The organism is Veillonella parvula (genome assembly GCF_032577575.1).
Taxonomy (GTDB): Bacteria; Bacillota; Negativicutes; order Veillonellales; family Veillonellaceae; genus Veillonella.
Genome location: NZ_JAWFVO010000001.1, coordinates 469,619 through 494,220 on the forward strand (window position 1 = coordinate 469,619; position 24,602 = coordinate 494,220).

The 24,602-nt window shown below is 39.6% G+C and carries 18 protein-coding genes; 2 read left to right on the forward strand and 16 right to left on the reverse strand.

Translation table 11 applies throughout. The features are described 5' to 3' along the window. Positions 1–16 precede the first annotated feature (16 nt). The 7 genes from E7K77_RS02205 to recG form a co-directional block, all read right to left on the reverse strand. Positions 17–1,279: a glycosyltransferase family 2 protein gene (locus E7K77_RS02205; RefSeq protein ID WP_004697272.1), complete on the reverse strand. Its 1,263-nt coding sequence runs from the start codon at positions 1,277–1,279 to the stop codon at positions 17–19. A gap of 19 nt (positions 1,280–1,298) precedes the next feature. Further along, entirely contained in the window at positions 1,299–1,970 is a 672-nt protein-coding gene (gene pssA / locus E7K77_RS02210; RefSeq protein WP_039964980.1) for a CDP-diacylglycerol--serine O-phosphatidyltransferase, read from the reverse strand. Beyond that, on the reverse strand, positions 1,963–2,604 hold the full coding sequence (locus E7K77_RS02215) for a phosphatidylserine decarboxylase family protein (RefSeq protein WP_123137894.1): 642 nt from the start codon (positions 2,602–2,604) through the stop codon (positions 1,963–1,965). Before E7K77_RS02215 ends, pssA begins: the two co-directional genes overlap by 8 nt. A 14-nt stretch (positions 2,605–2,618) precedes the next feature. Next, the gene (locus tag E7K77_RS02220; RefSeq protein ID WP_123137893.1) at positions 2,619–3,341 is read right to left on the reverse strand and encodes a WecB/TagA/CpsF family glycosyltransferase; all 723 of its coding nucleotides are present in this window, start codon (positions 3,339–3,341) and stop codon (positions 2,619–2,621) included. A gap of 15 nt (positions 3,342–3,356) precedes the next feature. Then, positions 3,357–4,811, reverse strand: a complete 1,455-nt coding sequence (guaB, locus tag E7K77_RS02225; RefSeq protein WP_325306026.1) for an IMP dehydrogenase — start codon at positions 4,809–4,811, stop codon at positions 3,357–3,359. A gap of 76 nt (positions 4,812–4,887) precedes the next feature. Beyond that, entirely contained in the window at positions 4,888–5,073 is a 186-nt protein-coding gene (locus tag E7K77_RS02230) for a 4-oxalocrotonate tautomerase (protein ID WP_004696087.1), read from the reverse strand. Between the two features lie 130 nt (positions 5,074–5,203). Beyond that, positions 5,204–7,246, reverse strand: a complete 2,043-nt coding sequence (recG, locus tag E7K77_RS02235) for an ATP-dependent DNA helicase RecG (protein ID WP_077708490.1) — start codon at positions 7,244–7,246, stop codon at positions 5,204–5,206. Between the two features lie 223 nt (positions 7,247–7,469). Here recG and rpmB point away from each other — a divergent pair, with 223 nt between their 5' ends. Next, the gene (rpmB, locus tag E7K77_RS02240; RefSeq protein ID WP_008601135.1) at positions 7,470–7,658 is read left to right on the forward strand and encodes a 50S ribosomal protein L28; all 189 of its coding nucleotides are present in this window, start codon (positions 7,470–7,472) and stop codon (positions 7,656–7,658) included. 84 nt (positions 7,659–7,742) lie between these two features. Here rpmB and E7K77_RS02245 read toward each other — a convergent pair whose 3' ends face one another. The 6 genes from E7K77_RS02245 to tyrS all read right to left on the reverse strand — a co-directional run bounded on the left by E7K77_RS02245 (position 7,743) and on the right by tyrS (position 14,817). Then, positions 7,743–8,732 carry a deoxyguanosinetriphosphate triphosphohydrolase gene (locus tag E7K77_RS02245; protein ID WP_077708491.1) on the reverse strand — a complete coding sequence of 330 codons (990 nt, stop codon included), beginning with the start codon at positions 8,730–8,732 and terminating at the stop codon, positions 7,743–7,745. Further along, a complete protein-coding gene (locus tag E7K77_RS02250) occupies positions 8,729–9,550 on the reverse strand; it encodes a pyruvate, water dikinase regulatory protein (RefSeq protein WP_008601139.1) in 822 nt (273 codons plus the stop codon). The genes E7K77_RS02245 and E7K77_RS02250 overlap by 4 nt, the downstream gene beginning before the upstream one ends. 10 nt (positions 9,551–9,560) lie before the next feature. After that, the gene (locus tag E7K77_RS02255) at positions 9,561–10,190 is read right to left on the reverse strand and encodes a helix-turn-helix transcriptional regulator (protein WP_230949587.1); all 630 of its coding nucleotides are present in this window, start codon (positions 10,188–10,190) and stop codon (positions 9,561–9,563) included. A gap of 98 nt (positions 10,191–10,288) precedes the next feature. Beyond that, positions 10,289–12,670, reverse strand: a complete 2,382-nt coding sequence (gene ppsA, locus E7K77_RS02260) for a phosphoenolpyruvate synthase (RefSeq protein ID WP_105086754.1) — start codon at positions 12,668–12,670, stop codon at positions 10,289–10,291. Between the two features lie 77 nt (positions 12,671–12,747). Further along, positions 12,748–13,389 carry an NUDIX hydrolase gene (locus tag E7K77_RS02265; protein WP_004697042.1) on the reverse strand — a complete coding sequence of 214 codons (642 nt, stop codon included), beginning with the start codon at positions 13,387–13,389 and terminating at the stop codon, positions 12,748–12,750. A gap of 219 nt (positions 13,390–13,608) precedes the next feature. Further along, positions 13,609–14,817, reverse strand: coding sequence for a tyrosine--tRNA ligase (tyrS, locus tag E7K77_RS02270; protein WP_004697206.1), 1,209 nt, complete (start codon positions 14,815–14,817; stop codon positions 13,609–13,611). A 157-nt stretch (positions 14,818–14,974) separates the two neighbouring features. Here tyrS and E7K77_RS02275 point away from each other — a divergent pair, with 157 nt between their 5' ends. Further along, complete coding sequence (locus E7K77_RS02275) at positions 14,975–17,065, forward strand: transglycosylase domain-containing protein (RefSeq protein ID WP_004697189.1); 2,091 nt, start codon at positions 14,975–14,977, stop codon at positions 17,063–17,065. Positions 17,066–17,248: 183 nt separating this feature from the next. Here the strand turns inward: E7K77_RS02275 and E7K77_RS02280 are convergent, their stop codons facing one another. The 3 genes from E7K77_RS02280 to pheT form a co-directional block, all read right to left on the reverse strand. Further along, positions 17,249–19,627: an endonuclease MutS2 gene (locus E7K77_RS02280; RefSeq protein ID WP_038150281.1), complete on the reverse strand. Its 2,379-nt coding sequence runs from the start codon at positions 19,625–19,627 to the stop codon at positions 17,249–17,251. A gap of 13 nt (positions 19,628–19,640) precedes the next feature. Further along, the gene (locus E7K77_RS02285; protein ID WP_004697275.1) at positions 19,641–22,064 is read right to left on the reverse strand and encodes a DUF3656 domain-containing U32 family peptidase; all 2,424 of its coding nucleotides are present in this window, start codon (positions 22,062–22,064) and stop codon (positions 19,641–19,643) included. Positions 22,065–22,152: 88 nt separating this feature from the next. Continuing rightward, positions 22,153–24,597 (reverse strand): phenylalanine--tRNA ligase subunit beta, encoded by a 2,445-nt coding sequence (gene pheT / locus E7K77_RS02290; protein WP_325306027.1) that lies wholly within the window; start codon positions 24,595–24,597, stop codon positions 22,153–22,155. Between the last annotated feature and the right edge of the window lie 5 nt (positions 24,598–24,602).

Sequence of the window (24,602 nt, forward strand, 5' to 3'; positions counted from 1 at the left end):
GTCACTCCTACAGATTCTATTTTTCATTCTTATTCATATTGCCCATACGTGTTAATTTAACATCATCTAAGCCCACAGCTCTCGTATGGACTGTATGAGACCATACCTTATTATGACGGCGGAACCACCCTAAAATATTTACTGGAATCCAAGAATAAACAAATAATGGATATAGTAAATAATAGAACCAAATCTTTGGTGGTACCTTGATTTTCAACAATACAATTAATGGGAATAGATATTGACCAACACCTATAATTGTCCATACAGACATAGGCATAATTTGATACAAAATATTTGTATAAATTGGAGTATACGCATTGATGTAGGATAACACCAAGTATACGGTTGTCAACAATAAGAAATAAGGTTGACTCACTTGGAATATACCATCCAAAATCATAATATTCCCTGTTTTGATACCAATAGCAAATAATTTAGGAATATATCGACCCGCACAGTCAAATTGCCCCTGAGCCCATCGTAAACGTTGTCTGCAAGAAGCCATCATAGTCGTAACCTTTTCATCGTATACGATAGCATCATGCCCCCAACAAGTACGGATACCATGAGTCAATAGTTTCATGGAAAATTCCATATCTTCGGTTAAGCTATTGCAATCCCAACCGTATTCGCGAATAATAGATGTACGAATACACATGCCTGTACCACCTAAGGCCGTAGATAATCCAAGACGATATTTTGCTAAATGCCACATATGGTTAACCATCCAAAAGGCTATGGAGAACGTACCGGCTACCCAAGAGTCAGTTGGATTTTTAGAGTTCAAGTAACCTTGAATTACAGACTCACCTTTTTCAAGATGATCATTCATTTCTAACATAAATTGAGGATGTACTAAATTATCGGCATCAAAAATCAGGAATGCATCATATTTCCGATCCATTTGTTCTACCCGATCAAACATCCACCCCATGGCATAACCTTTGCCTATTTCTTGTTTATTTTCACGTACATGTACATTAGCGCCAGCAGCACTTGCTACTTCCGCAGTCTTATCTGTACAGTTATCGGCAACTACAAAAATATCGTACAGATCATCTGGATAATCTAGGCCACGTAAGTTTTTAACTAACTCACCAACAACAGCTTCCTCATTATGAGCGCATACAACGATGGCAAAGGAATTTTTAGGGGTATAATTTTTATGTACTCGCGATCGCCACATACCTACGACAGCGAGTATAAAATAATAAACCGTATAAATTACGATTATTACCTGCATAGGAATCAGTAATAGATCCAGTAGGTAATTCATACTATTCTCCTCCACACATCTATTTACGTACTATATTTAAAGCCCCGTTAATAAGCCCAAACATTACATAGCCAGCAAAAATCATAACGGCCCATGTATGCCAATCATACACGAGACAAGCTATAACAAATATGGCTGTGAGTACAATAGAAAGTTTATTGATATAAATCTCACTTTTACCTTTAAAATCGGGATATTTAACTTCACTAACCATAAGGAGACCTATACCAATCATACAAACTACCAACACAAATTGAGGTACCGATACGCCACACAATACGTAAGTCGCCGCTAAACATCCAGCGGCTGGAATTGGTAAACCTTCAAAATAGCCATGAACTTCGTCAGTTTTAATATTAAATCGCGCTAAACGAAATGCACCAAGCACTGCAAAAGCTAATAATGGCACATATGCAATCCATCCTAAACCATTTAATTCTTTCATATAAAGCATATAGGCAGGCGCTACACCAAATCCCACTACATCAGACAGAGAATCAAGTTCCCGGCCCATTGGTCCTGCAACATTTAAAGCTCTTGCTACGCGCCCATCTAACCCATCTGCTACTAAAGACAATAATATACATATGGCTGCGCAGAATGTATTATTAGTAGCAGACAACGTAATACCAAGAACACCAAATGCTAAGTTTGCACTAGTAAATAAATTTGGAATAATAGATTTATTCATGTCGTAACCTCCCGATAACAGTATCACCACCTGTAATATGTTGACCTTTTTCCACGAACAACTCTACATTCTTATCCATATAGAGCTCAGTACAGGAACCGAACTTAATCATCCCGTACAACTGACCGCGTTCAAGTACACTATCTAGGTCTGTCCAAGATACGATACGTCTTGCTAAAAGGCCCGCAATTTGCGTTACTAATACGGAAGTACGATCATTTTCAATACAAATAGTATGACGTTCATTTTCAAAACCTACATCATCTTTGAATGCTGGTAGGAAACTACCCATCGTATAGTGACGGTACGTAATTTTACCATCAATAGGCGCACGATTAGCATGCACGTCAAAAACAGATAAGAAAATAGTTACTTTTTTACACTCTTTATGTAAGTAAATATCTTCGTATACATCAGAAATATCCATGATTTTACCGTCCGCTGGGGATAAAATCAAATCTGGATCTTGAGGGATTACACGTTTAGGATTTCTAAAGAAATTGACGAAAAATAATGCCAGAATAAATGAAATAATCGCAATTACATAATGTCCTAAATATCCTAACACCACAGTGATAATGAGCATAGCTCCTATCAGAGGAAACCCTTCCTTAATTATTGGTCCTGTAGGCACGATTCAACACTCCTCTATTTATTTCTAATAACGGTCCACATAAACTTTGGAATAGCCAACATGCGGCCAATCCGTTGAGGTTCTAAATATAATCGATACAACCATTCAAGTCGATTTTGTTGCATCCATTCTGGGGCCCGAGGAATATTACCTGCCAAGACATCAAAGGAACCACCAATTCCGATGGCAACTACGCCATCGAGGTGACTCAACTTTTCTGCAATCCATTGTTCTTGCTTTGGCACACCTAAGGCAACAAATACCAATTTTGCCTTAGATTCAGCTATAGATTTAATGATTTCTTGTTCCTCTGCACTATCAAAGAATCCGTCATGAATTCCTGCTATATTTAATGCACCTACCTGAGCAGATACATTATCAATCGCTCGTTGAGCAACACCAGGTGCCGCCCCCAAGCAGTATACAGGAATTTGATGAGTCGCCGCAACTTTAAACAATTCCATAGTTACGTCTACACCTGTTACGCGTTCAGGCACATGTTCTCCTTGACGCTCTGCAGCCCACAAAATGCCAGCCCCATCGGGAACGACGAGACTAGCATTATTCAATATGGAGTGCAATGTAGGATTTTCATTAGCCAACATAACCATTTCTGCATTAGCCGTTGCTACTAAATGTAGCCCCGGCTGTTCAGTTAATTGTAAAATACGTTCGACTGCCTCATCCATTGTGACACAATCGATAGGCACAGATAAAACAGAAATACGTTTATTCAATGTAATACTCCATTATCAACCACTATAATTTGGTGCTTCAACGGTAATGCTTACATCATGCGGATGACTTTCTTTCAAACCAGCCGCTGTAATTTGAATGAATTGAGTGTTTTCAATCATTTCTTGGATGTTATGACATCCACAATACCCCATACTTGCACGCAAACCACCAACCATTTGGAAAATTGTATCGGCCAGCATACCTTTATATGGTACACGACCTTCTATACCTTCAGGAACTAATTTCTTAGCTTCTGTTTGGAAATATCGATCTTTACTACCGAGTTTCATAGCCCCTAGACTACCCATGCCTCGATATACTTTATAAGAACGGCCTTGATAAATCACTGTTTCTCCAGGGCTTTCATCAGTACCCGCTAAAATATTACCCATCATAACTACATTAGCACCAGCCGCAATAGCTTTAGCAATATCTCCAGAATATTTAATACCCCCATCAGCAATGATAGGAACTCCATAACGACGCCCCACTTGAGCAGACTCATAGACTGCTGTAATTTGAGGTACCCCAATACCAGCAATAACACGAGTTGTACAAATAGAACCAGGTCCTATACCAACCTTAACTGCATCAGCTCCGGCTTCGATAAGAGCCTCAGTGCCTGCTGCAGTTGCCACATTACCTGCAATTACAGGAATGTGAGGATACGCTTGTTTAATGTCCTTCAACGTACGAAGAACACCTGCAGAATGCCCATGGGCAGTATCAACAATAATTACGTCAGCTTTAGCAGATACAAGCGCATCAAGTCTATCATACAAATCTTGAGAAACACCTACTGCAGCACCAACTAATAATCGGCCACTACCATCCTTTGCTGCATTTGGATATTTAGTCGCTTTTTCAATATCTTTAATCGTAATTAAGCCTTTTAAGTTACCGTCGCCATCTACAAGAGGTAATTTTTCAATACGATGTTCGCTTAAGATAGCTTTCGCCGCTTCAAGAGATGTACCTTCCGGTGCAGTAACTAGGGAATCTTTTGTCATACATTCCCCAATTTGTCGGCTTAAATCAGTTTCAAAACGCATATCGCGATTTGTAATGATCCCTACTAGTTTACCATGTTCTATGATAGGTACACCAGAGATTTTATATTTTTCCATGAGTTCTGCTGCATCGGATAGTAAATTTTGAGGACTTAAGAAAATAGGATCAACGATAACACCGTGTTCAGAGCGTTTTACCTTGTCAACTTCATGAGCTTGCTCTTCAATAGACATATTTTTGTGGATAACGCCAAGACCACCTTCACGAGCCATAGCAATCGCCATCCGTGATTCAGTAACCGTATCCATCCCAGAACTAATCATAGGAATATTTAATGTAATATCACGAGTTAATTGAGTTTTTAACTCTACTTGATTAGGCAGTATATCCGAAGCTGCTGGTATTAATAATACATCATCAAAAGTTAGTCCACGCATACCGAATTTATCGTCTCTCATATTTCTTTCCTTTCCGTATAATAAAACAAAACTACGACCCGCCTAGTCCCTATGGACTAGGCGGTCAGTCGTAGCCTTAGCGTTCAGACCGCAAAATGCCGCCTTCCATATAATCGTCTTTTTTCATATCTACGAAGATAACTTTTACTGCATCAGCAGGAACATTTACGATATCAACCGCAGCCTTTGTAATTGCTTCACCTAATTGTTTCTTTTGTTCTTTTGTACGCCCTTCGACGAGCTCTACATGAATAATTGGCATATTAACCTCCATAGATGAAAAATGAAATAAATTGTTTGTTCTATTATACGGTATGAAGGACATATAGACAAGGAAAAAGCCAGATAAAATCTAATATTATCGATGCTTATATACTTATTAATCCTACCTCTTAATTATACAATATTCTTAGAAATTTTTCACCAAATCTTTTTTCTAATTCTTCTTTCATGATAGATTCTAATTTTTCTATTCCGAATTGATTTGCAAAATCTAGTACATCCTTGCGAGCCTCTACTAAAATTTCAATATCTTTGATAATATTAGCAACGCGTAAATCTGGCAGCCCCGATTGAGCTAATCCAAATAATTGACCAGATCCGCGAAGCAATAAATCTTGCTCTGCAAGCTCAAATCCATCCTGGATTTGTTCCATCAACTTTAAGCGCTCTTGACTTACATCATTTTTAGAATCACTAACAAGAATGCAATAGGACTGATGAGCGCCACGACCTACACGGCCCCGCAGCTGATGTAGCTGAGATAGACCAAATCGCTCTGCCCCTTCAACGCACATAATGGTCGCATTTGGCACATTAACCCCCACTTCGATAACTGTTGTAGAAACAAGTAATGAAATTTCACCCCTATAGAAGGCATTCATCACTTCATCTTTTTCACTCGGCTTCATACGACCGTGAACGAGGCCCACTTCATAGGCCTTATAAAAGTACTCTTTTAATTCTAGATACAATTCCTCAGCGGCTTGCAAGTCTAATTTTTCGGATTCTTCTACAAGAGGGCACACCACGTAGACCTGACGCCCCTCTGCCATTTCCTTACAAAAGAAAGTGCGTAATCTCTCTTTATAAGAACTATCTACAGCATATGTTTTAACAGGTTTTCGCCCTGGTGGCATTTCTTTAATTAAAGATACTGCTAAATCTCCATATACGGATAATGTCATGGTACGAGGGATTGGTGTAGCCGTCATGATAAGTACATGAGGATATGTTCCCTTCTGTTGCAATCTCGCCCGTTGATCTACGCCAAAGCGATGTTGCTCATCGACGATAACAAGGCCTAGATTATGAAAATTAACCCCCTCTTGAATAAGAGCATGGGTTCCAATAATCATATGAATTGTTCCATCAGCTAAGCCTTCATAGATGCGTTCTTTTTCCTTTTTCGTGGAGGATCCAGTTAATAGTTCTATAGTAATACCTAAATTAGCACATACAGTTTGTATCCCTTCATAATGTTGAGCCGCTAAAATCTCCGTAGGAGCCATAATTGCCCCCTGATACCCATTTTCGATGGCTTTTAATAAACTCAGGGTAGCCACAACGGTTTTACCAGAGCCTACATCACCTTGCAACAACCTTTGCATAGGTCGTTCGTCTTCCATATCGATACGAATATCCTCTAATGCTCGTTGTTGATCACCTGTTAAGGAAAACGGTAAATTCTCTATACACTGAGCCATTAGTTCCCCATTTGGTCCCATTTTAGGCCCTCTATGGCATTGTTCTTTATTTCGCAACAAAGCTAAACCAGCTTGCATGACGAACAACTCTTCATAGGCCAATTGATAACGAGCCTTTTCATAGAGCTCTGAGGAGTCTGGGAAATGCATCATCTTAAAAGCATCATAGCGACTCATATAATGATGATCATCACGAACCTCCACAGGTAAAATCTCTGGTAATTCATGGTTAGCTGCGAACCAATTACGTACAGTTGAACGAACCACAAACTGAGATACCCCATCAGCAAGCGCGTAAATAGGAACGATACCTCGATCTGGTTCACCACCGTCTCCTAAGTTTTCCATTTGCGGTGTATTCATTTGCATGGAACCATATTGAAACTCAGCCTTACCATATGCATATATACGTTGTCCTTTTTTGTAAAAGTTTTTTTTATACCCTTGATTAAACAAAACAATCTTCAAAGGACCTGTGCCATCTGCAATGACTACCTCTAAAATAGACAATCGAGGGCGAGGGCGTTTCTCTTGTACAGCAATAACAGTACCTACGATACCACCTGTCATACCTGATTTTAAATCACCAATTCTATAAATCGTACGCCGGTCTTCATAGGTTCTGGGAAAGTAAGTCAATAAGGATGTAACATTGGTAATTCCCAATTTATGCAATTGTTTCTCACGACCAGGACCAATTCCCTTTATAGTCGTCAATCGTTCATCCATAAGAACTCCTTTAAATATACGATAAACACATGAGATATATCCAATTTTTGTATATCCTTGTGTAAAAGTCCATTTATATCTTAGAATATGATATATAGTATACCTTATATTGTAGTATATTTCATAAAAAGAGCAATATGTACGACAAAAATACTTGCTTTAAGCTATTCTTTATGATAATATACTTTTGTTATGTTATAGATTAAGCTTGGAGGTGGAAACTATGGCAAACCTTTGCGAAGTATGTGGTAAATCCACATCTAGCGGTATGAACGTGAGTCATTCTCACATTCGCACAAGAAAAACTTGGAAACCGAACATTCAAAGAGTACGGGCGGTTGTAGACGGTGCTACAAAAAAAGTAAACGTATGCACTCGCTGCCTTCGTTCTAATAAAGTTACACGCGCGTAAAATAAAAAGTACATGTACTCTTTGGGGTTCTAGAGCCCCAAAAAAGCAGTTAGTTCATTTTGAACTAACTGCTTTTTTTGTTATTTATAATGTAATATTTGGAATATAATATTGCTTAAATAACTTAATAGCATATTGATCTGTTAAGCCTGCTACATAATCAACTACATCACGTGTAGAGTAAAACGCTTTACCTGTTTCACAGCCTTCCATATCATCAGGGTGTTCCATGAAGTGAGTAAATAGATTTTTCACCACATGGGATGCCTTTTTGCGATCCGGAATTAAAGCTGGTGCCAAATATACATGTTTAAACATAAATTGACGGAATAGATTCATCGTCATTTCCACATCAGCAGACATAGATATAGCTGGCTTATCCAAGGATTCCCGTACCATATCCTCTACCATTGCAGTAATCATACTGGATGGAGTCATACCAAAATGTTCGCGCACTTCAAAAGGCAACGCCTCTGCCGTCAACATACCTGCTCGCTGTGCATCATCAAAATCATGGCACAAATACGCAATACGGTCTACAATACGAATAATTTGACCTTCCAAGGTCACAGGAATTGTAGCTCCTGTGTGACCTACGATGCCATCTCGAACAGCGGTGGTTAAATTGAGTCCTTGATGATCACCATGTCTTTCTAATACCTCAACCATGCGTAAACTTTGCTCATTATGATTAAAGTGCCCCACCATATCTCGCAATGCATATTCACCTACATGACCAAATGGTGTATGTCCCACATCATGACCCATGGCAATAGCTTCCACAAGGTCTTCATTTAAACGTAATGCACGAGCCACAGTACGACCGATTTGACCTACCTCAAGGGTATGAGTCATGCGTGTCCGATAATGGTCACCTGGCGCAATATATACCTGTGTCTTATGCTTTAACCGTCTAAAACATTTACTATGAATGATGCGATCCCGATCGCGTTGAAACGCGGTTCTAAGTGGATCAGGCTTTTCTTCTATATCACGGATTGCATCGCGGCTTTTAGCAGCATAGGGAGACAGAAACAAAACCTCCCTCTCCTCTATTTGTTCACGTATATTCATTTACCCTCCGACGCGCGATTTTTATCAATCAATTGCATGACAAGAGAAGCTGTTTCTTCAATGGATTTATTAGAAACATCTAACACTTGGCAGTGCAAACGACGCATAATAGCCTTTGCATAATCCAATTCAGATTGAATACGCTCAATAGATGCATAATTTGCTTCGTCTTCAAGACCGATAGCGCGTAAACGTTCACTACGAATATTATTTAATTTGTATGGATCTATAATAAGGCCCACGATTTTTTTTGCCGGAATTTTGAATAATTCCTCTGGCAACGGTACCTCTGGAACTAGTGGCAAATTTGCGGCTTTAATCTTTTTGTACGCCAAGAACATGGACAATGGTGTCTTACTAGTTCTCGATACACCAATAATAACTATGTCGGCCTTTTCAAAACCAGATGGATTTTTACCATCGTCATATTTCACGGCAAACTCAATAGCTTCAACCTTTTTAAAATACTCTTGGTCGAGCTTATGAACCATACCTGCTGTCATGCGAGGTTTAGTAGTTGCAATAGTACCAACTGCATCGAGAACAGGGCCCATGATATCCACAGCCGGAATATTATATTCAGCCACCTTCTCATGCAAATACTTACGTAAAGACGCAGACACAATGGTATGGCAAATAACATGATTCCCACGTTTTGCGTCGTCTATAACCTCATCAATTTGGCTTTCACTATCAATATAGGGAACACGAACAATTTCAATTTGCTCTTTATCATATTGACTCGCCGTAGCTCTCGCTACAGCCTCAGCAGTTTCCCCCAGAGAATCCGATATTGCATAAATAATTTTTTCTGCCATTCTATCAACCTCAGTGTATGCTACATTCTAAAAATACTTTTGCTACCGTCGTTTTAGATACACGGCCCACAACCTTTAAACGCTTCTTGTTACCTATATCCTCACGAGCGACGACAGGTAAACAATCTACTTCATAATCTATCATTTTCTGTGCAGCCTCTACCAAAGTATCGGTAGGCTCCACCGCTATAACCTTACTTACAGGGGTCATAATCATAGATATAGGCATGGTATGCGAATCTGTTTGTCCCATAGAGGCGCGTAATAAATCTTTTCGAGATACCACACCTACTAGGTATGAGCCATCACACACTAATATGGTACCTACATCCTCTGTAAATAATGTGACAATTGTATCATACAAACTCGTATCCCCATTGACCACAACTGCTTGAGATAATACATCACTTACCAGAAATGACTTTAATCGCTCAGCCGTTTGTGTTTCTTTTGAAAGTCCTACATAGTAATAGCCTACATTTGGACGTGCATCTAACACACCTAACATGGTCAATACAGATAAATCTGAGCGCAACGCAGATCTTGTGACCTCTAAATGTTCAGCAATGGCACTACCTGTTACAGGACCTTCTTCGCGAACGATTTGAGCAATTTGTTCTTGTCGTTTCGACAGTTTCACACGGTAACCCCCTTTCATCTCTGTTTGTATTATATCCTAAGTTACCATTCAGAAAAAGAGGAGACCCACAGGCCTCCTCTTTCACTATAACTATATTATTACCAAATTAGTTCGTCAGATTCTTGACGACCACGACCAGTCATAGCATCGAGCATAATTCGTTGTTCGATTTGAGCCACCATTTTCTTAGTATTAACTACTGCATCTGGGTTAACAGAAATGGAGTCGATACCGCTCTTCACAAGGAATTCGCAAAGTTCAGGGTATACGCTTGGCGCTTGGCCACAGATAGATACAGTCTTACCATCTTTATGAGCCACTTCAATGAGGTGACGAATTGCTCTGCGAACTGCTAAATTACGTTCATCATAGATATGTTGAACTGTTTCGTTATCGCGATCACAACCAAGTACAAGCATAGTCAAATCGTTAGAACCGATAGAATAACCATCTACGTATTTATTAAATTGATCAGCTAAGATAATATTGGATGGAATCTCAGCCATAAGCCATACTTTAAAGTCTTTGCTGCGTGCAAGACCTTCTTGAGCCATTAAGTTAGTTACTAATTCAGCTTCTTCCACAGTACGGCAGAATGGAATCATAACTTGTAGATTTTTGAAACCAAATTCGTTACGTACTTTTTTGATTGCTTCTAATTCTAATTTGAAAGCAGGTGTGTACTTAGGATCATAGTAGCGAGATGCGCCACGCCAGCCAAGTAATGCACTAGATTCATGTGGTTCATATTTATCGCCACCTTTAAGGTCACGGTATTCGCTAGATTTGAAGTCGCTCAAACGAACTACTACTTGGCGAGGGGCTAATGCTTGGCATACTTTACGCATACCTTCCGCCAATGTATTTACAGCGAAGTCACTGCGCCCTGTTTCGATAAGGTGCAATGGATGTTCATGAATAAAGGTTGTCCAAATGAACTCTTCGCGCATGAGACCAATGCCATCACATGGTAGTACACCATATTTTTGAGCCAAATCAGGATCACCTAAGTTCATATAAATCTTAGTGCCTGTTACAGGTACATATTCAGCTGCTACCCCTGTAGAAACTTGAGCTTCAGGCTTTTTAACGATATCTTCTAATACGCCATCGTATACAATACCATTTGTAGCATCAACGGTAATCATTTGACCATCTTTAATAGAGGTAGTCGCTTCATGACTACGGCTCTTAGTACCTACGATACAAGGAATGCCAAGCTCACGGCTAACGATAGACGCATGACAAGTCATACCACCAGCGTCAGTAACAATTGCTTTTGCTTTCTTCATGGCTGGCACCCAATCAGGAGCTGTCATAGCTGTAACAAGGATTTCGCCTTCTTTGAACTCATCGATATCCTCAGGATTGATGATAACGTGAGCTTTACCTGCTGCATTACCAGGGGATGCTGGCAAACCTTTTACAATAATATCGCGATTACCTGCATCTAATGTGCTAGCTTTTTCGGACGTTTCTGATTTTTCTTTGCGGGACCAAACTGTTTCTGGACGAGCTTGCAAGATCCAAATCTTGTCATTGCGTTCATCTACGCCCCATTCCATATCCATGTAGCAACCATAATGCTTTTCAATTGCTTTTGCATATTCTGCAAGTTCCAAAACTTGAGCATCTGTAATAACTTGTTGTTTTGCTTCGTCAGCTGGCACCACTTCTTCAACACAGTCACCATCGGCTTTACGAACAAGGCGGACATGTTTATCGTTAATCATACGGTCCGTAATTTCCATCTTTTCTTTATCCACACGGAAATTATCTGGTGTAACCGTACCTTGTACAACATATTCACCAAGGCCCCAAGAGCCTTCAATAAGAATATTGTTATCATTGCCTGTTACAAGATCAACAGTAAACATTACGCCAGCTGCTTTAGAAAATACCATCATTTGAACCGCAGCACTCAATGCTACTGTCATATGATCAAAGCCTTGTTTTACACGGTAGTATGTTGCACGGTCTGTGAAAGTAGATGCGTAACATTCTTTTACTTTTTCGATGATAACATCAGCACCGCGAACATTTAAATACGTATCTTGTTGGCCTGCAAAGCTTGCATCTGGTAAATCTTCTGCTGTTGCACTAGAACGAACAGCCACAAATGGATTTTCTTCGTTCACTTTTTTACCAAGTTCTTCATAAGCATGACGGATAGCATCTGCCAAGTCTTTTGGCATTTCTTCCTGACAAATCATGCGACGAATCTTAGCACACACTTCGCGCAATAATGCAGAATTTTCTACATCATCTAAAGCATCAAGTTCAGCGCGGATTTTATCTTCCAAACCTGTAGCTTTCATAAACTCACGATAACCATGAGCAGTTGTTGCAAAGCCATAAGGTACAGGTACATTAGTGGAGGATGTCAATTCTCCTAAAGAAGAAGACTTGCCACCTACTAAATTAACATCTTCACGTTGTAATTCATCAAACCAAAGTACGTATGCTGTTTCGCGATTCATGTGAGAACCTCCTAGATTAATTAGTGCAACACATTAAACCTTTTACACATAAATAGTATACCTTAATTTAAAATCTGTCAATTTATATGAGCATTAATATGCAAATAAACTTCCCTATATATATCTAAAAAGTTCTTTAGTACTCGCCCCGTAAGTCCCCATATGGTGTATTGTTTATAGGGATAGAAATAGACGGAGTAGTTTTGTCTAATTTTCCAGTCAATATTATATCCTTCTAATAGATGAAACGGAAAATCACGCAACGGTCTTGTAGCTATGTCTAAGTGACCTACGGTTGGTTCCATGTCTAGTAGATATTGTAAGGGAACTGTAAATACCTCTCCTACTTCATCGGAATTTGGTTTTAAATCACTTGTATGTAGTCGCACTGCTATGGCGTATAGTTTTACACCTATTGCGGATACTAAACAGTCTAAATTTCCTAGCAGTTCAATTTGATCTAAGTCTATACCGAGTTCCTCAGAGCATTCACGCATGGCTGCATGAGCACCACTTTTATCATTAGGTTCACAGTGCCCGCCAGGGAAACTGATTTCACCAGGTTGACGTCGCAATGTATTACTACGCACAGTAAACACCACATGATTTTCTCCATCGATTTCTAATAGAGGCACGGCTACTGCCGCCGTGATAACATCAATATCTGTAAGAACAGTATGTTCTCGTTGTTCTAAAAAGTTGCTTAGTACTTTGTCCATATATGGTCCTCTTAAAAATTATAGTAAATTTATACAATATCTATTTAAGTCTTTTATGTATCAAATTTGTATTTTATATTTATCGTTTATATTTATTATACATTAACTTGTAAGTCATTTTTTGCTTCACAAATAGTAGATTCAGTAGATAAAAAATCTTATAGACAAAATAGATAAAAAAACTGTGACAAGGTTTCTGCACCTCATCACAGTTTTATATTAGTTAAATTTAATTTTTAGGAATTTGCGTTTACCGACTTGAAGGATCATGCCGTCTTCAAGAGTAATGTTTTCTTCGCTATATTTTTCGCCATTTACTTTGAAAGCACCTGCTTTAATGGAGCGACGGGCTTCACCATTGGATGCTGTCAAACCGGCATCTGTACAAAACTGTGGTACAAAGATTGGCTCTGTTGGCGCATCCATAGCATATTCAGGAATATCTGTAGGCATAGCGCGTTGTTGGAATACGCGTTTGAATTCCTCTTCCGCCTCCAAAGCAGCCTCTTCACCATGGTACAAACGAACGATGGTACGAGCCAATTGCATCTTGGCATCACGCGGATGCAATTCACCGGATTCAAGACGCTTTGTCATGTCTTCCTGATCTTCGATAGACATATCGGTAACGAGCATGAAGTAACGCATCATCAATTCATCAGGTATGGACATCGCTTTACCATACATTTCTTTAGGTTCTTCATCAATACCAATGTAGTTGCCTAAAGATTTACTCATTTTTTGAATGCCGTCAAGTCCTTCAAGCAATGGCATTGTAATAACAACTTGTGGCTCTTGACCTTCTAATTCTTGTAAATGACGCCCCATCAACAGGTTGAAAGTTTGGTCTGTGCCACCAAATTCAACGTCTGCATGTAATGCAACAGAATCGTGACCTTGCATCAATGGGTACATGAACTCATGCACGCCAATAGGACGACCTTCTTTAAAGCGTTTGCTGAAATCATCGCGTTCCATCATACGTGCAACTGTATAGGAGCTAGCCAAACGAAGTACGTCAGCAAAGTTCATAGATTCTAACCATTCGCTATTGTCACGAACGATTGTTTTTTCTGGGTCTAATACCTTGAAGATTTGTGTTTTATAAGTTTCAGCATTTTTCAATACTTCTTCTTTTGTTAATGGTGGACGAGTAACACTTTTACCAGTAGGATCACCAATACGAGCAGTGAAGCCACCGATGACGATCACTACTTGATGACCAAATTCTTGGAATAAACGCAGCTTGCGAAGAGGAACAGTATGTCCCAAATGAATATCTGGAGCCGTTGGATCCAAACCTAGTTTTACAACTAGTGGTTTATTTTCCTTAATGGATTTCTCTATTTTTTTTACAAGATCTTGTTCGTTAATTAAATCCGCTACACCATGTTTAATTTGGCGCACTTGTTCTTGAGCACTAATCATGATAATCCTCCTAGAAATACTATTGTTTTAGTATACCATTATCTAAAAACTTTCACAATTATATATAGTATTGGATTTAAACCATTTATGATATAATATTTATAACTGCGTAATAGAATTTACGTTATATTTACTAAAAGAAAAAAGAGGTGACTCTATGAGTAGTAACTCAAATACGAGAGCCAATCGCCGCTCAAATGGTAATGGTTCTACGCCGAAGAAAACAAATCCTAAGCGTCTATTCTGGATTTGTACACTTCTCTTTATACTCATCGTAGCCGGTGGTGGCTGTGGTTTCATAAGTGCCACATTATCAAATCTACCGGATGTATCCAATGTACGCCCTTCTGCATCGTCTCAAATTTATGACGTGCACGGCAATCTCATTACTACGGTTCACTCCACAGAAAATAGATTGCCAGTACCTCTAAAAGATGTACCAAAAGATTTACAGAATGCCTTTGTAGCTACAGAAGATTCCCGTTTCTATACGCATCATGGTATTGACCCAATTGGTATTTTACGTGCTGTATGGGTAAACATTGTACATAGCGGTGTATCTGAAGGTGGTTCTACAATTACTCAACAATTAGCGCGTAATGCATTCTTGTCTCAAGACAGAACATTTAAACGTAAAATTTCTGAAGCATTACTAGCACTAAAAATTGAACAACACTACACTAAGGATGAAATCCTAGAAATGTACATGAACCAAATTTACTTTGGTCAAGGTGCATACGGTGTACAATCTGCAGCTCATGTGTACTTTGGTAAGGATGCTAGCCAATTAACGCTTGCTCAAGCAGCGCTCATTGCGGGCTTACCACAAAGTCCTAACTACTACTCTCCATTCAATGATTTGGAAGCTAGTAAAAAACGTCAAGCCGTTGTATTAGGCCAAATGGTTAAATACGGATACATTACACAAGAGCAAGCTGATGAAGCGCGTCAAGCAGATTTAGGCTTAGTGGCAAAACAAGAACAAACGCATGAAAAATCTAATGCGTCTTACTTCATTAACTATGTTATTGCACAAGTTTCTGAAAAATATGGTGACGATGCAATCTATAAAGATGGTTTAAAAATTTATACTACTCTCGATATGGATGCACAAAATGCAGCTGTAGCAGCAATGCAAAACTTGCCTAACTACTACACAGATAGCAATGGTTTACATCAACCACAAGGTGCTATCGTAGCTATGAACCCTCATAATGGTTACATTATGGCTATGGTTGGTGGCCGTGGTGATGATGCATTTAACCGTGCTACACAAGCAGAACGTCAACCAGGTTCCGCTATGAAACCATTTGTATATTTGGCAGCTATTCAATCTGGTAAAACTCCTGGTTCTATCGTAGATGATAGCCCTGTTACATTTGGTAACTGGAGCCCTAAAAACTATGAAAATGACTTCGTAGGTAGCATTACATACCGCTATGCATTACAACATTCTCGTAACGTAGCTGCCGTAAAAATTGCTGATGAAGTAGGCATGTCTAAGATTATTAAACTTGCTAAAGAAATGGGTATCTCTACTCTAACTGATCAAGATAATAACTTGTCTACTGCACTTGGTGGTTTAACTCATGGTGTAACACCTCTTGAAATGGTTCAAGCTTATGGTGTACTCGCTAATGGTGGTATCAAAGTTCAACCTACGGCAATCGTTAAAATTGTAGACCGCAATGGTCAAGTTGTGGAAGAAAACTCCATCCAAGAAAAACGTGTTGTAGATGAAAAAGATGCAGCTATCATTACAAATATGCTAGAATCCGTTATAAATGGCGGTACTGGTGGTAATGCCGCAATCGGTCGTCCTGCAGCAGGCAAAACTGGTACAACAGATGATTCCAAGGATGCTTGGTTCGTTGGTTACACGCCTGATTTAGTAGCTGCCGTTTGGATTGGTGATGACTATGGCTCGGAAACATTACGAGGCATGACCGGTGGTGACACACCTGCTATTATGTGGGGCCAATTCATGGCAAATGCGCTTGCCAATACCCCTGCTTCTGACTTCTCCGTTCCTGCTAGCGCTCAATCAGCTGTTTCTGAAGGTTATTATAATCCTGTAAAAGCACAGCCTAAAAAAGAAGCTGCTAAGGACGAAAAAGCAGACAAAAAAGATGATAAAGACAAATCGAAAGATGAAGCTGTAAAAGATGACAGTGGCTCAAAAGATGATGCAACTGAACAGAAATCTAATTCATCCAAAAGTAAAAAGTCTAGTAAAAAAGATCGTTAATCTAATACTCTAAAGGAGCGGAACATGTGTTCCGCTCCTTTCTTTTACGTAAAAAGGTAGTAAGTTCTAAGAACTTACTACCTCTTCTATTTCTATATATGTATATGGCTATACCCCATAACCAATTTGATATACGATAATAATTTACTATATTATCTATAACTATATCACTATTGTGTAGCTTTATTTCAGAACTACATTGGTAGCCCCTGCACCACCTTCATCATAGCCTGCCGTTTCAAAATGAGCTACATGCGGTAAGGTACGCAAATATTGATGTACACCTTCTCGTAATGCGCCAGTCCCCTTACCGTGAATAATGCGCACTTGATTAACACCACCAAGTAAAGCTTGGTCAATAAATCTACCAACAGAAACTGTCGCTTCATCTACCGTTTGTCCAAGAATATTGATTTCAGTACGAACCTCTTTTTGGCGTTGTACGGCAGAGCCCCCCATACGCTTTCTAGTCTTAGGCATAGCTGCTTTTTGTTCCCGTTCAAGCTTATTTCCTTCTTCACGTGTAGTAGATTGTAATTCGCTAACCTTTACAGTAGCTGTTAGTCCATTAATATCTACATTCACACGATTGCCATTGATAGCTAATACGGTACCTAATGAGCGTAAAGATGTAACATATACTGCTTGGCCTACCTTAATAGTATCTGCAGTCAAAGATTTACGATCATCATCTACTGGAGATTCTGGTATATGTACATTAGAGATACCCTTACGTGCAGCATTAATAGCAGATTGACGCTTATCCTTATTTGTTTCAGAGAATTGCGATTTCAATTGCTTGATAATCGCTTCCCCTTCGACGCGTAAGCTACGTTTCATAGATTCTGCATCAGCTTGTGCTTTGGTTAAGATTTGTTTACGCTTTTCGTTAAACTGTTTCTTTTCCTTCTCTAATTGACCACGCATGCGACGTGTTTCATCAAGCTCTTTCTTTAAGGCTCTTTCCCGTTCAGATGCCTTACGAAGTTGCTCATTCAAATCTGAAAGGACTTCTTCCATTTCATGGCTACCAAATTGAGATTTATACTCTGCAGCGCGCGTTACGATATCTTTTGGCAAACCTAAACGGGCCGCAATACTCAACGCATGGCTACTACCAGCTACACCGATATGAAGTCGATATGTTGGTTTTAAGGTGCGCTCATCAAATTCTACATGGCCGTTTTCGATTCCTTCTGTATGGTATGCATAGTTTTTAAGCTCATTATAATGGGTACTTACCATCATAAGGGCACCTTTTTTACGGAAGAACTCGAGGATAGATACAGCAAGTGCACTACCTTCCTCTGGATCTGTACCGGATCCAAGCTCATCCAGCAATACCAAGTCATTTGGGCCACAATGTTTAATAATGGAAATAACTTGTGTCATATGAGCAGAGAACGTACTAAGGCTAGCCTCAATACTTTGTTCATCCCCAATATCGGCAAAGATATTTTGGAATATAGGCAACATTGAGCCGTGGTCTGCAGGAATAAATAGACCACATTGGTTCATTAAACTCAATAACCCTAATGTTTTAAGGGATACTGTTTTACCGCCTGTATTAGACCCAGTAATCAATAAAATACGGTACGATGTACCTAATTGAATATTTGTAGGTACTACCACATTCGGTGGGATTAATGGGTGCCGAGCTCTCATGAGATTGACAGTTCTGTCTGTGCTCAAGATGGCCGGTACACCCTTATAAGAAATAGCAAGGCTCGCCTTACCATATACAAATTCGATGTGGGATACCTTTTCACAAGCATCCATCAAATCATTACTATGTTGTTTTACAAGGGCTGATAATTCACGGTAAATACGCAATACCTCTTGCTCTTCACCAATCAAAGCCTCTTGTAATTCATTATTTAGATTCACCAAGCGCATCGGTTCAATATAGAGTGTTTGACCCGTTGCAGAACGGTCGTGAATAAGACCATCAAAATATTGGCGATATTCCTGTTTTACAGGGATTACATAGCGATTGTTACGCTGTGTAATAATCGTTTCTTGGAAATACTTCTGATTATCCTTGTCGTGTAAGATAGCTTGAATATCATTTTTAATCTTATCACGAGTTTTGATAATCGTATTTCTTAAGCTAGCCAACTTAGGAGATGCTGTATCAAGCAATTCCCCTTTATCATCAAAGACGCGTTTAAATCGGTTTTCAATGCGATCTGTATTCGGCATATCCTGTACCCATAGGGATAGCAATGGATATTCCATATATTTCGTTCTAAAGAACTTTGTCATTCGCTTATAAGCACCAATGGTTAAATAAATATCCCACAATGCTTCACGAGTAAGGACAAAGTCTTTACGACTCTTTTTACAGGATTCACGAATATCTCGCGTACCGCCTAACGGTTGTTCTACCTCGGTTTGCAAAGAACGCATGGCTTCTGCCGTTTCATCAAGGTTCTCTTGAATGGCTTTCGCATCTGTCATAGGTTCGATGTGCATGGCTAATTCTTTAGCAATGGTAGAACTACAATGTTGTTGTAATTGTTCTTTTATATGGTGAAAGTCTAATACATCTTCGTTAAACAATGTACTACCTCTTTTATAAAATACCTCTAAAATAGTGGCCCCTTGTAATAGGCGTATCATCTTTGCCTACACTCTTTGGCGGAGCCTCTTTAGTTCCATTTTGAATGGATACATAATCTGCTACGATAGTACGCAATCTCTTTGGATCCATATGACGTCCATCGATGCGCAAAATATGTAGCCCTTTTCGGTGTAACTCTGGCACATACGCGCGCATATCCATTTCATGACTATTCATGATGTGCATACGGCAATACGGATCCGTACGAAGTGGGAATACTTCCCCTTTACGGTCCTTCAATGCGTAATCTTCCTTTACACACGGCATAGGGCAATTTTCTTTTTTACCTGTCCCTACAAAGCTAGCGATGGCACAGTATTCAGAAATCATCATTTCCGTATAGCCATGAACCATAACCTCTAATGGCAAATTAGTAGATTTTTGTAAGCTTACGAGTTGCGTCAAGGTTAACTCTAAGGATGGCGCTATGCTACTCATATGTAAATCTTCCCATACTTGTAATGCAGAGCCATTAAATATGTTAAGACCTGTATCAGCTTCAATAGCACCTGTATACCCTAAGTCACGAAGCCACAATAAGGCTTGAGGGACGTGAATAGAAATGCTATCTGGTTTCGCCTCAACTATGGCCTTAAGGGTATTCATATACGCCTTTACTTCATCATCTTTCACAACCCGAGGGGTAGCAAATACACAAAGTACATTATGGTCTTTACAAAGCTTAGCTACCTGTTCGTAGATGCTAAGTTCATAAGGCTTACGTTGTAAACGGTCACCACCGAAGATAATCTTCTTAGCGCCCCCGTCAATAGCTGCTTTCACAGCCTCTAGTTCATCAACGCGAGCACTCACCATAGGCTCAGAATATTGAACCTTACCCTTAGCAACCATAGATGACATATCTTGAGGCTCTACAGCCAGCTCAGCCCAAGCAGTTTCATGATCTGTAATTAACAGAGTTTCTAAAGACTCCACTGCATCGCGACGCAATGCATTCAAAACACTAGCAGGCCACATATATGGACCTTTTGGAATAGACATAGAGGCTAGAGTAAACAATGTATTACCTAATCTACCCACTTGGTCTGTAACCTTCTCTAAACTAGTCGGTTTATTATTAGCATAAACTGGTTCAAACTCATTAGATACTGTCACAGTACGACCGTCGTTTAATACAAAGGTAAGATTTGTACATGGCTGTTCTCGGTCTGTATTAATAGATAGATAACCATGTACTTCTAATTTAGCACTAAAGTCTTGTAAGCCCCGTTGCTTTTGAGATTTTGGCGTAGATGCCAAGAATACTTGTCCTGCCGCAAAGCCTTCATCAGGTTTACCTACAAAATGTTTTTCATTTACTAAGGACCAATTCTGATCAATTTGGTAGTACGTAATACTACCAGAAGCTTGCATTACCTTTAAGAGTGAACCTTTTTCAATCGGTTCTGTTAGGTACAAATGAACTTGTCCCTTTTTGACCTCTGCTTTGCCGATCAATTTCCCTTGATTATTTGGAGCCACAACGGTCATCATGGATTTCCCTACATGATCTGTTAAGTAATCTGTAGAGAAGCCGCGGTTAAAGCCAGCAGCCAATGCCTTAGCGTCAGCAGAATCCATATGAGCCGTATCCAAGATATGGCGGTAAGTACCAATAACTTGGCGCACATAGGATACCTTCTTCATACGCCCTTCCACCTTGAAGGACTTTACACCGGCTGCTACAAGTTCATTCATATGTTCACTATAGTTAAGATCTTTAGGGCTCAATAAATAAGCTTCGTGTTTAGGTAATAAGCTAGTACCCGAGGAATCTAGTAATTCATAAGGCAAGCGACAAGGCTGTGCACAAGCACCACGGTTACCACTGCGACCACCGATGAAGGAACTCATTAAGCATTGTCCAGAATAGCATACGCATAAGGCACCATGAACAAAGACTTCGATTTCAGCTGTACAGTTTTTGCAAATATGTTCAATTTCAGCTAGGCTCAATTCACGAGCTAAAACGACACGTGTAAAACCGAGACTTTCATAAAAACGAACCGCATCTAGCGTAGCTGCAGTCATTTGTGTACTACCATGTAAGTGTAATTTAGGAGCCACTCGCTGTGCCAACTTAGCCACTGCTAAATCTTGAACGATAATAGCATCAACACCGATGCGTTCTAAGTCTTTTAAATACGACTCGAGAGCCGTTAATTCAGAATCGCCTATTAGGATGTTTACTGTTACATATACGGACACATCTAAAATATGCGCCAATCGAATAGCCTCGGCCAATTCTTCAATGCCAAAGTTTGCTGCATGAGCACGAGCATTAAAGCCTTTACCACCGAGATAAATCGCATTCGCTCCAGATTCTAAGGCAGCTATGAAATTTTCCATCGTACCGGCAGGAGCCAATAATTCCATGGACAATCCTTTCTACCTAACTAAAGGTATAACTATAGTACTAAAAGGGTTTACCATACGGTAAACCCTTTCAATATACTACTTGAGATTAACGTAATCTGCAATTAATTTCTGCTAATGCATCGATAATAGCTTGAATATTACCGTCAATATCTTCATCGTTCAACGTACCTTCCATAGAGCGGAATTGCAAGTTGTACGCAAGACTGCGATAACCAGCTTCGATATGTTCACCTTCGTAAACGTCGAAGATAGATGCATTTTCTAAATATTCTCCACCATGCTCTTTAATGATAGATAAAATTTCACCACTAGCAACGGACACAGGTGCAACGATAGCAAGGTCACGGCTAGTGCCTGGGAATTTACTGAAAGATGTATAGCGGAATGCTGGAATCGTCAAAGATAATACCGCTTCCAAATCGATTTCAAACATATATACTTTACCAGGCAAATCAAAGTTTTTGCTCACTTGTGGATGTAATTCACCATATTGAGCAATCATTTTACCATCAACTACGTATTGAGCACTCACACCTGGGTGAAAGTATGGCTCAGTGCCGCGATTAACTTCATAGCTTGTAACGCCTAGTTCAGTTAACAACGCATCTACAATACCTTTTACATCATAGAAATCTGTAGTGCGTTCTGCTTTATTCCAACCAGCTTGGTTTGCCTTGCCCATCAATATACCACAGGACATAGGTCGTTCATGAGGTACTTCTGTTAAAGGTAAAGCTTTTGGTTCATATACATTAGCTGTTTCAAATAACCAAAGATCCTTATTTTGTTGCGCAATATTGCGTTTTGCTGCTTCAATAACAGCCGGTACCAATGTTGTACGCATATAAGGGAATTCTTCGGAAATAGGATTCAAGATTGGAATGGCTGTATAACGGCTATCCCCTTCAGAAAGCATCATATTGGAAAGACCATCTTTATGCATGAAGCTAAATGTAATGATTTGAGTCATACCCAATTTAGCTAATGCATGTGTAACCTCTTTAGTAAGAGCTTTCTTAGGTGTCATGCCACCAGAGGACAATACCGCAACAGGGATTGTAGGCGCAATATTATCGTAATTGTAGATACGAGCCACTTCTTCGGCGATATCAGGCATCACTGTTACGTCACCACGCCATGTTGGAACGAGGGCAGACAACTTGTCGCCCTCTTCTGTTACAACGAATTCAAGGGCTGTCAAAATACGAACCATTTCGTCTTTTTCAATGTTTGTACCCAAGTAATCATTGATTTGTGCTGCTGTGAAAGTTACGGTATGTTGTTCTACAGGATTTTTATATACATCAATTACGCCTACACCAACTTTACAAGTAGGGCAAATTTGTTGCAATAATTGCGCCGCTCTGTCGATAGCATAGGCGGTGTATTTATGATTTACACCACGTTCAAAACGGCCAGATGCTTCAGAGCGCATGCCAAGAGCTTTAGCAGTGCGTCGAATAGATGGACCATTAAATACAGCAGCTTCAAACATAACTGTGGTCGTTTCGTTTGTCACTTCACTATCAAACCCACCCATGATACCTGCTACACCTACTGGACGTTCAGCATCAGCAATAATAAGCATGGAGTCATTCAATTCGCGTTCAGAACCATCAAGTGTAACAAGCACTTCACCATTTTTAGCACGTCTCGCCACTAATTTATGACCTTTTACATGATCATAATCATAGGCATGCATAGGTTGACCAAGTTCTAACATAACATAATTTGTTACGTCTACTACATTATTGATAGGACGAATACCACTATTGCGCAAACGGTTTTGCATCCACAATGGAGATGGTTCCACCTTAACATCAGTTACTACGCGAGCAGTGAAACGAGTACAAAGATCATCTGCCTCGATGGATACAGAAGCTTTGCCTTCTATGGACTCACCATTTTCATTTACCATGATAACTGGGAATAAAGCTTTTTGATTTGTCATCACCCCAAATTCACGGGATAAGCCAACCATGGAAAAACAATCTGCTCGGTTAGCAGTGAGTTCAAACTCATATACGGTATCATTCATACCCAATACGTCTTTTACATCAAGACCAATTGGTGTATTTTCAGGAAAAATGTAAATGCCTTGCGCTTCTTCTGGTAACACTAGGTCACTAGAGATACCAAATTCTGCAACGGAGCAGAACATGCCTTCGGAGGCAACACCACGCAATTTGCCCTTTTTAATTTCTGTACCATCGGCTAAGCGAGATTTATGGTACGCTACAGGCACGATTTGACCTACTGCTACATTAGTAGCGGCTGTTACAATTTGTTTTGTAATAGGCTCGCCTTCTTCAGTAAGGCATTCTACTTGGCATACTTGTAATTTATCTGCATCTGGGTGTTTTGTGATTTCTACGATTTTACCAGTATAAATTTTCTTAATGCCATTATCCATAGAAATGACATCTTCTACAGGAATACCAGCTTGTGTTAATTCATCAGCCAATCCTTGAGCAGGACGATTCATATCCACAGGCACGTATTCATTCATCCACTGTAAGCTTGCTTTCATGAGTT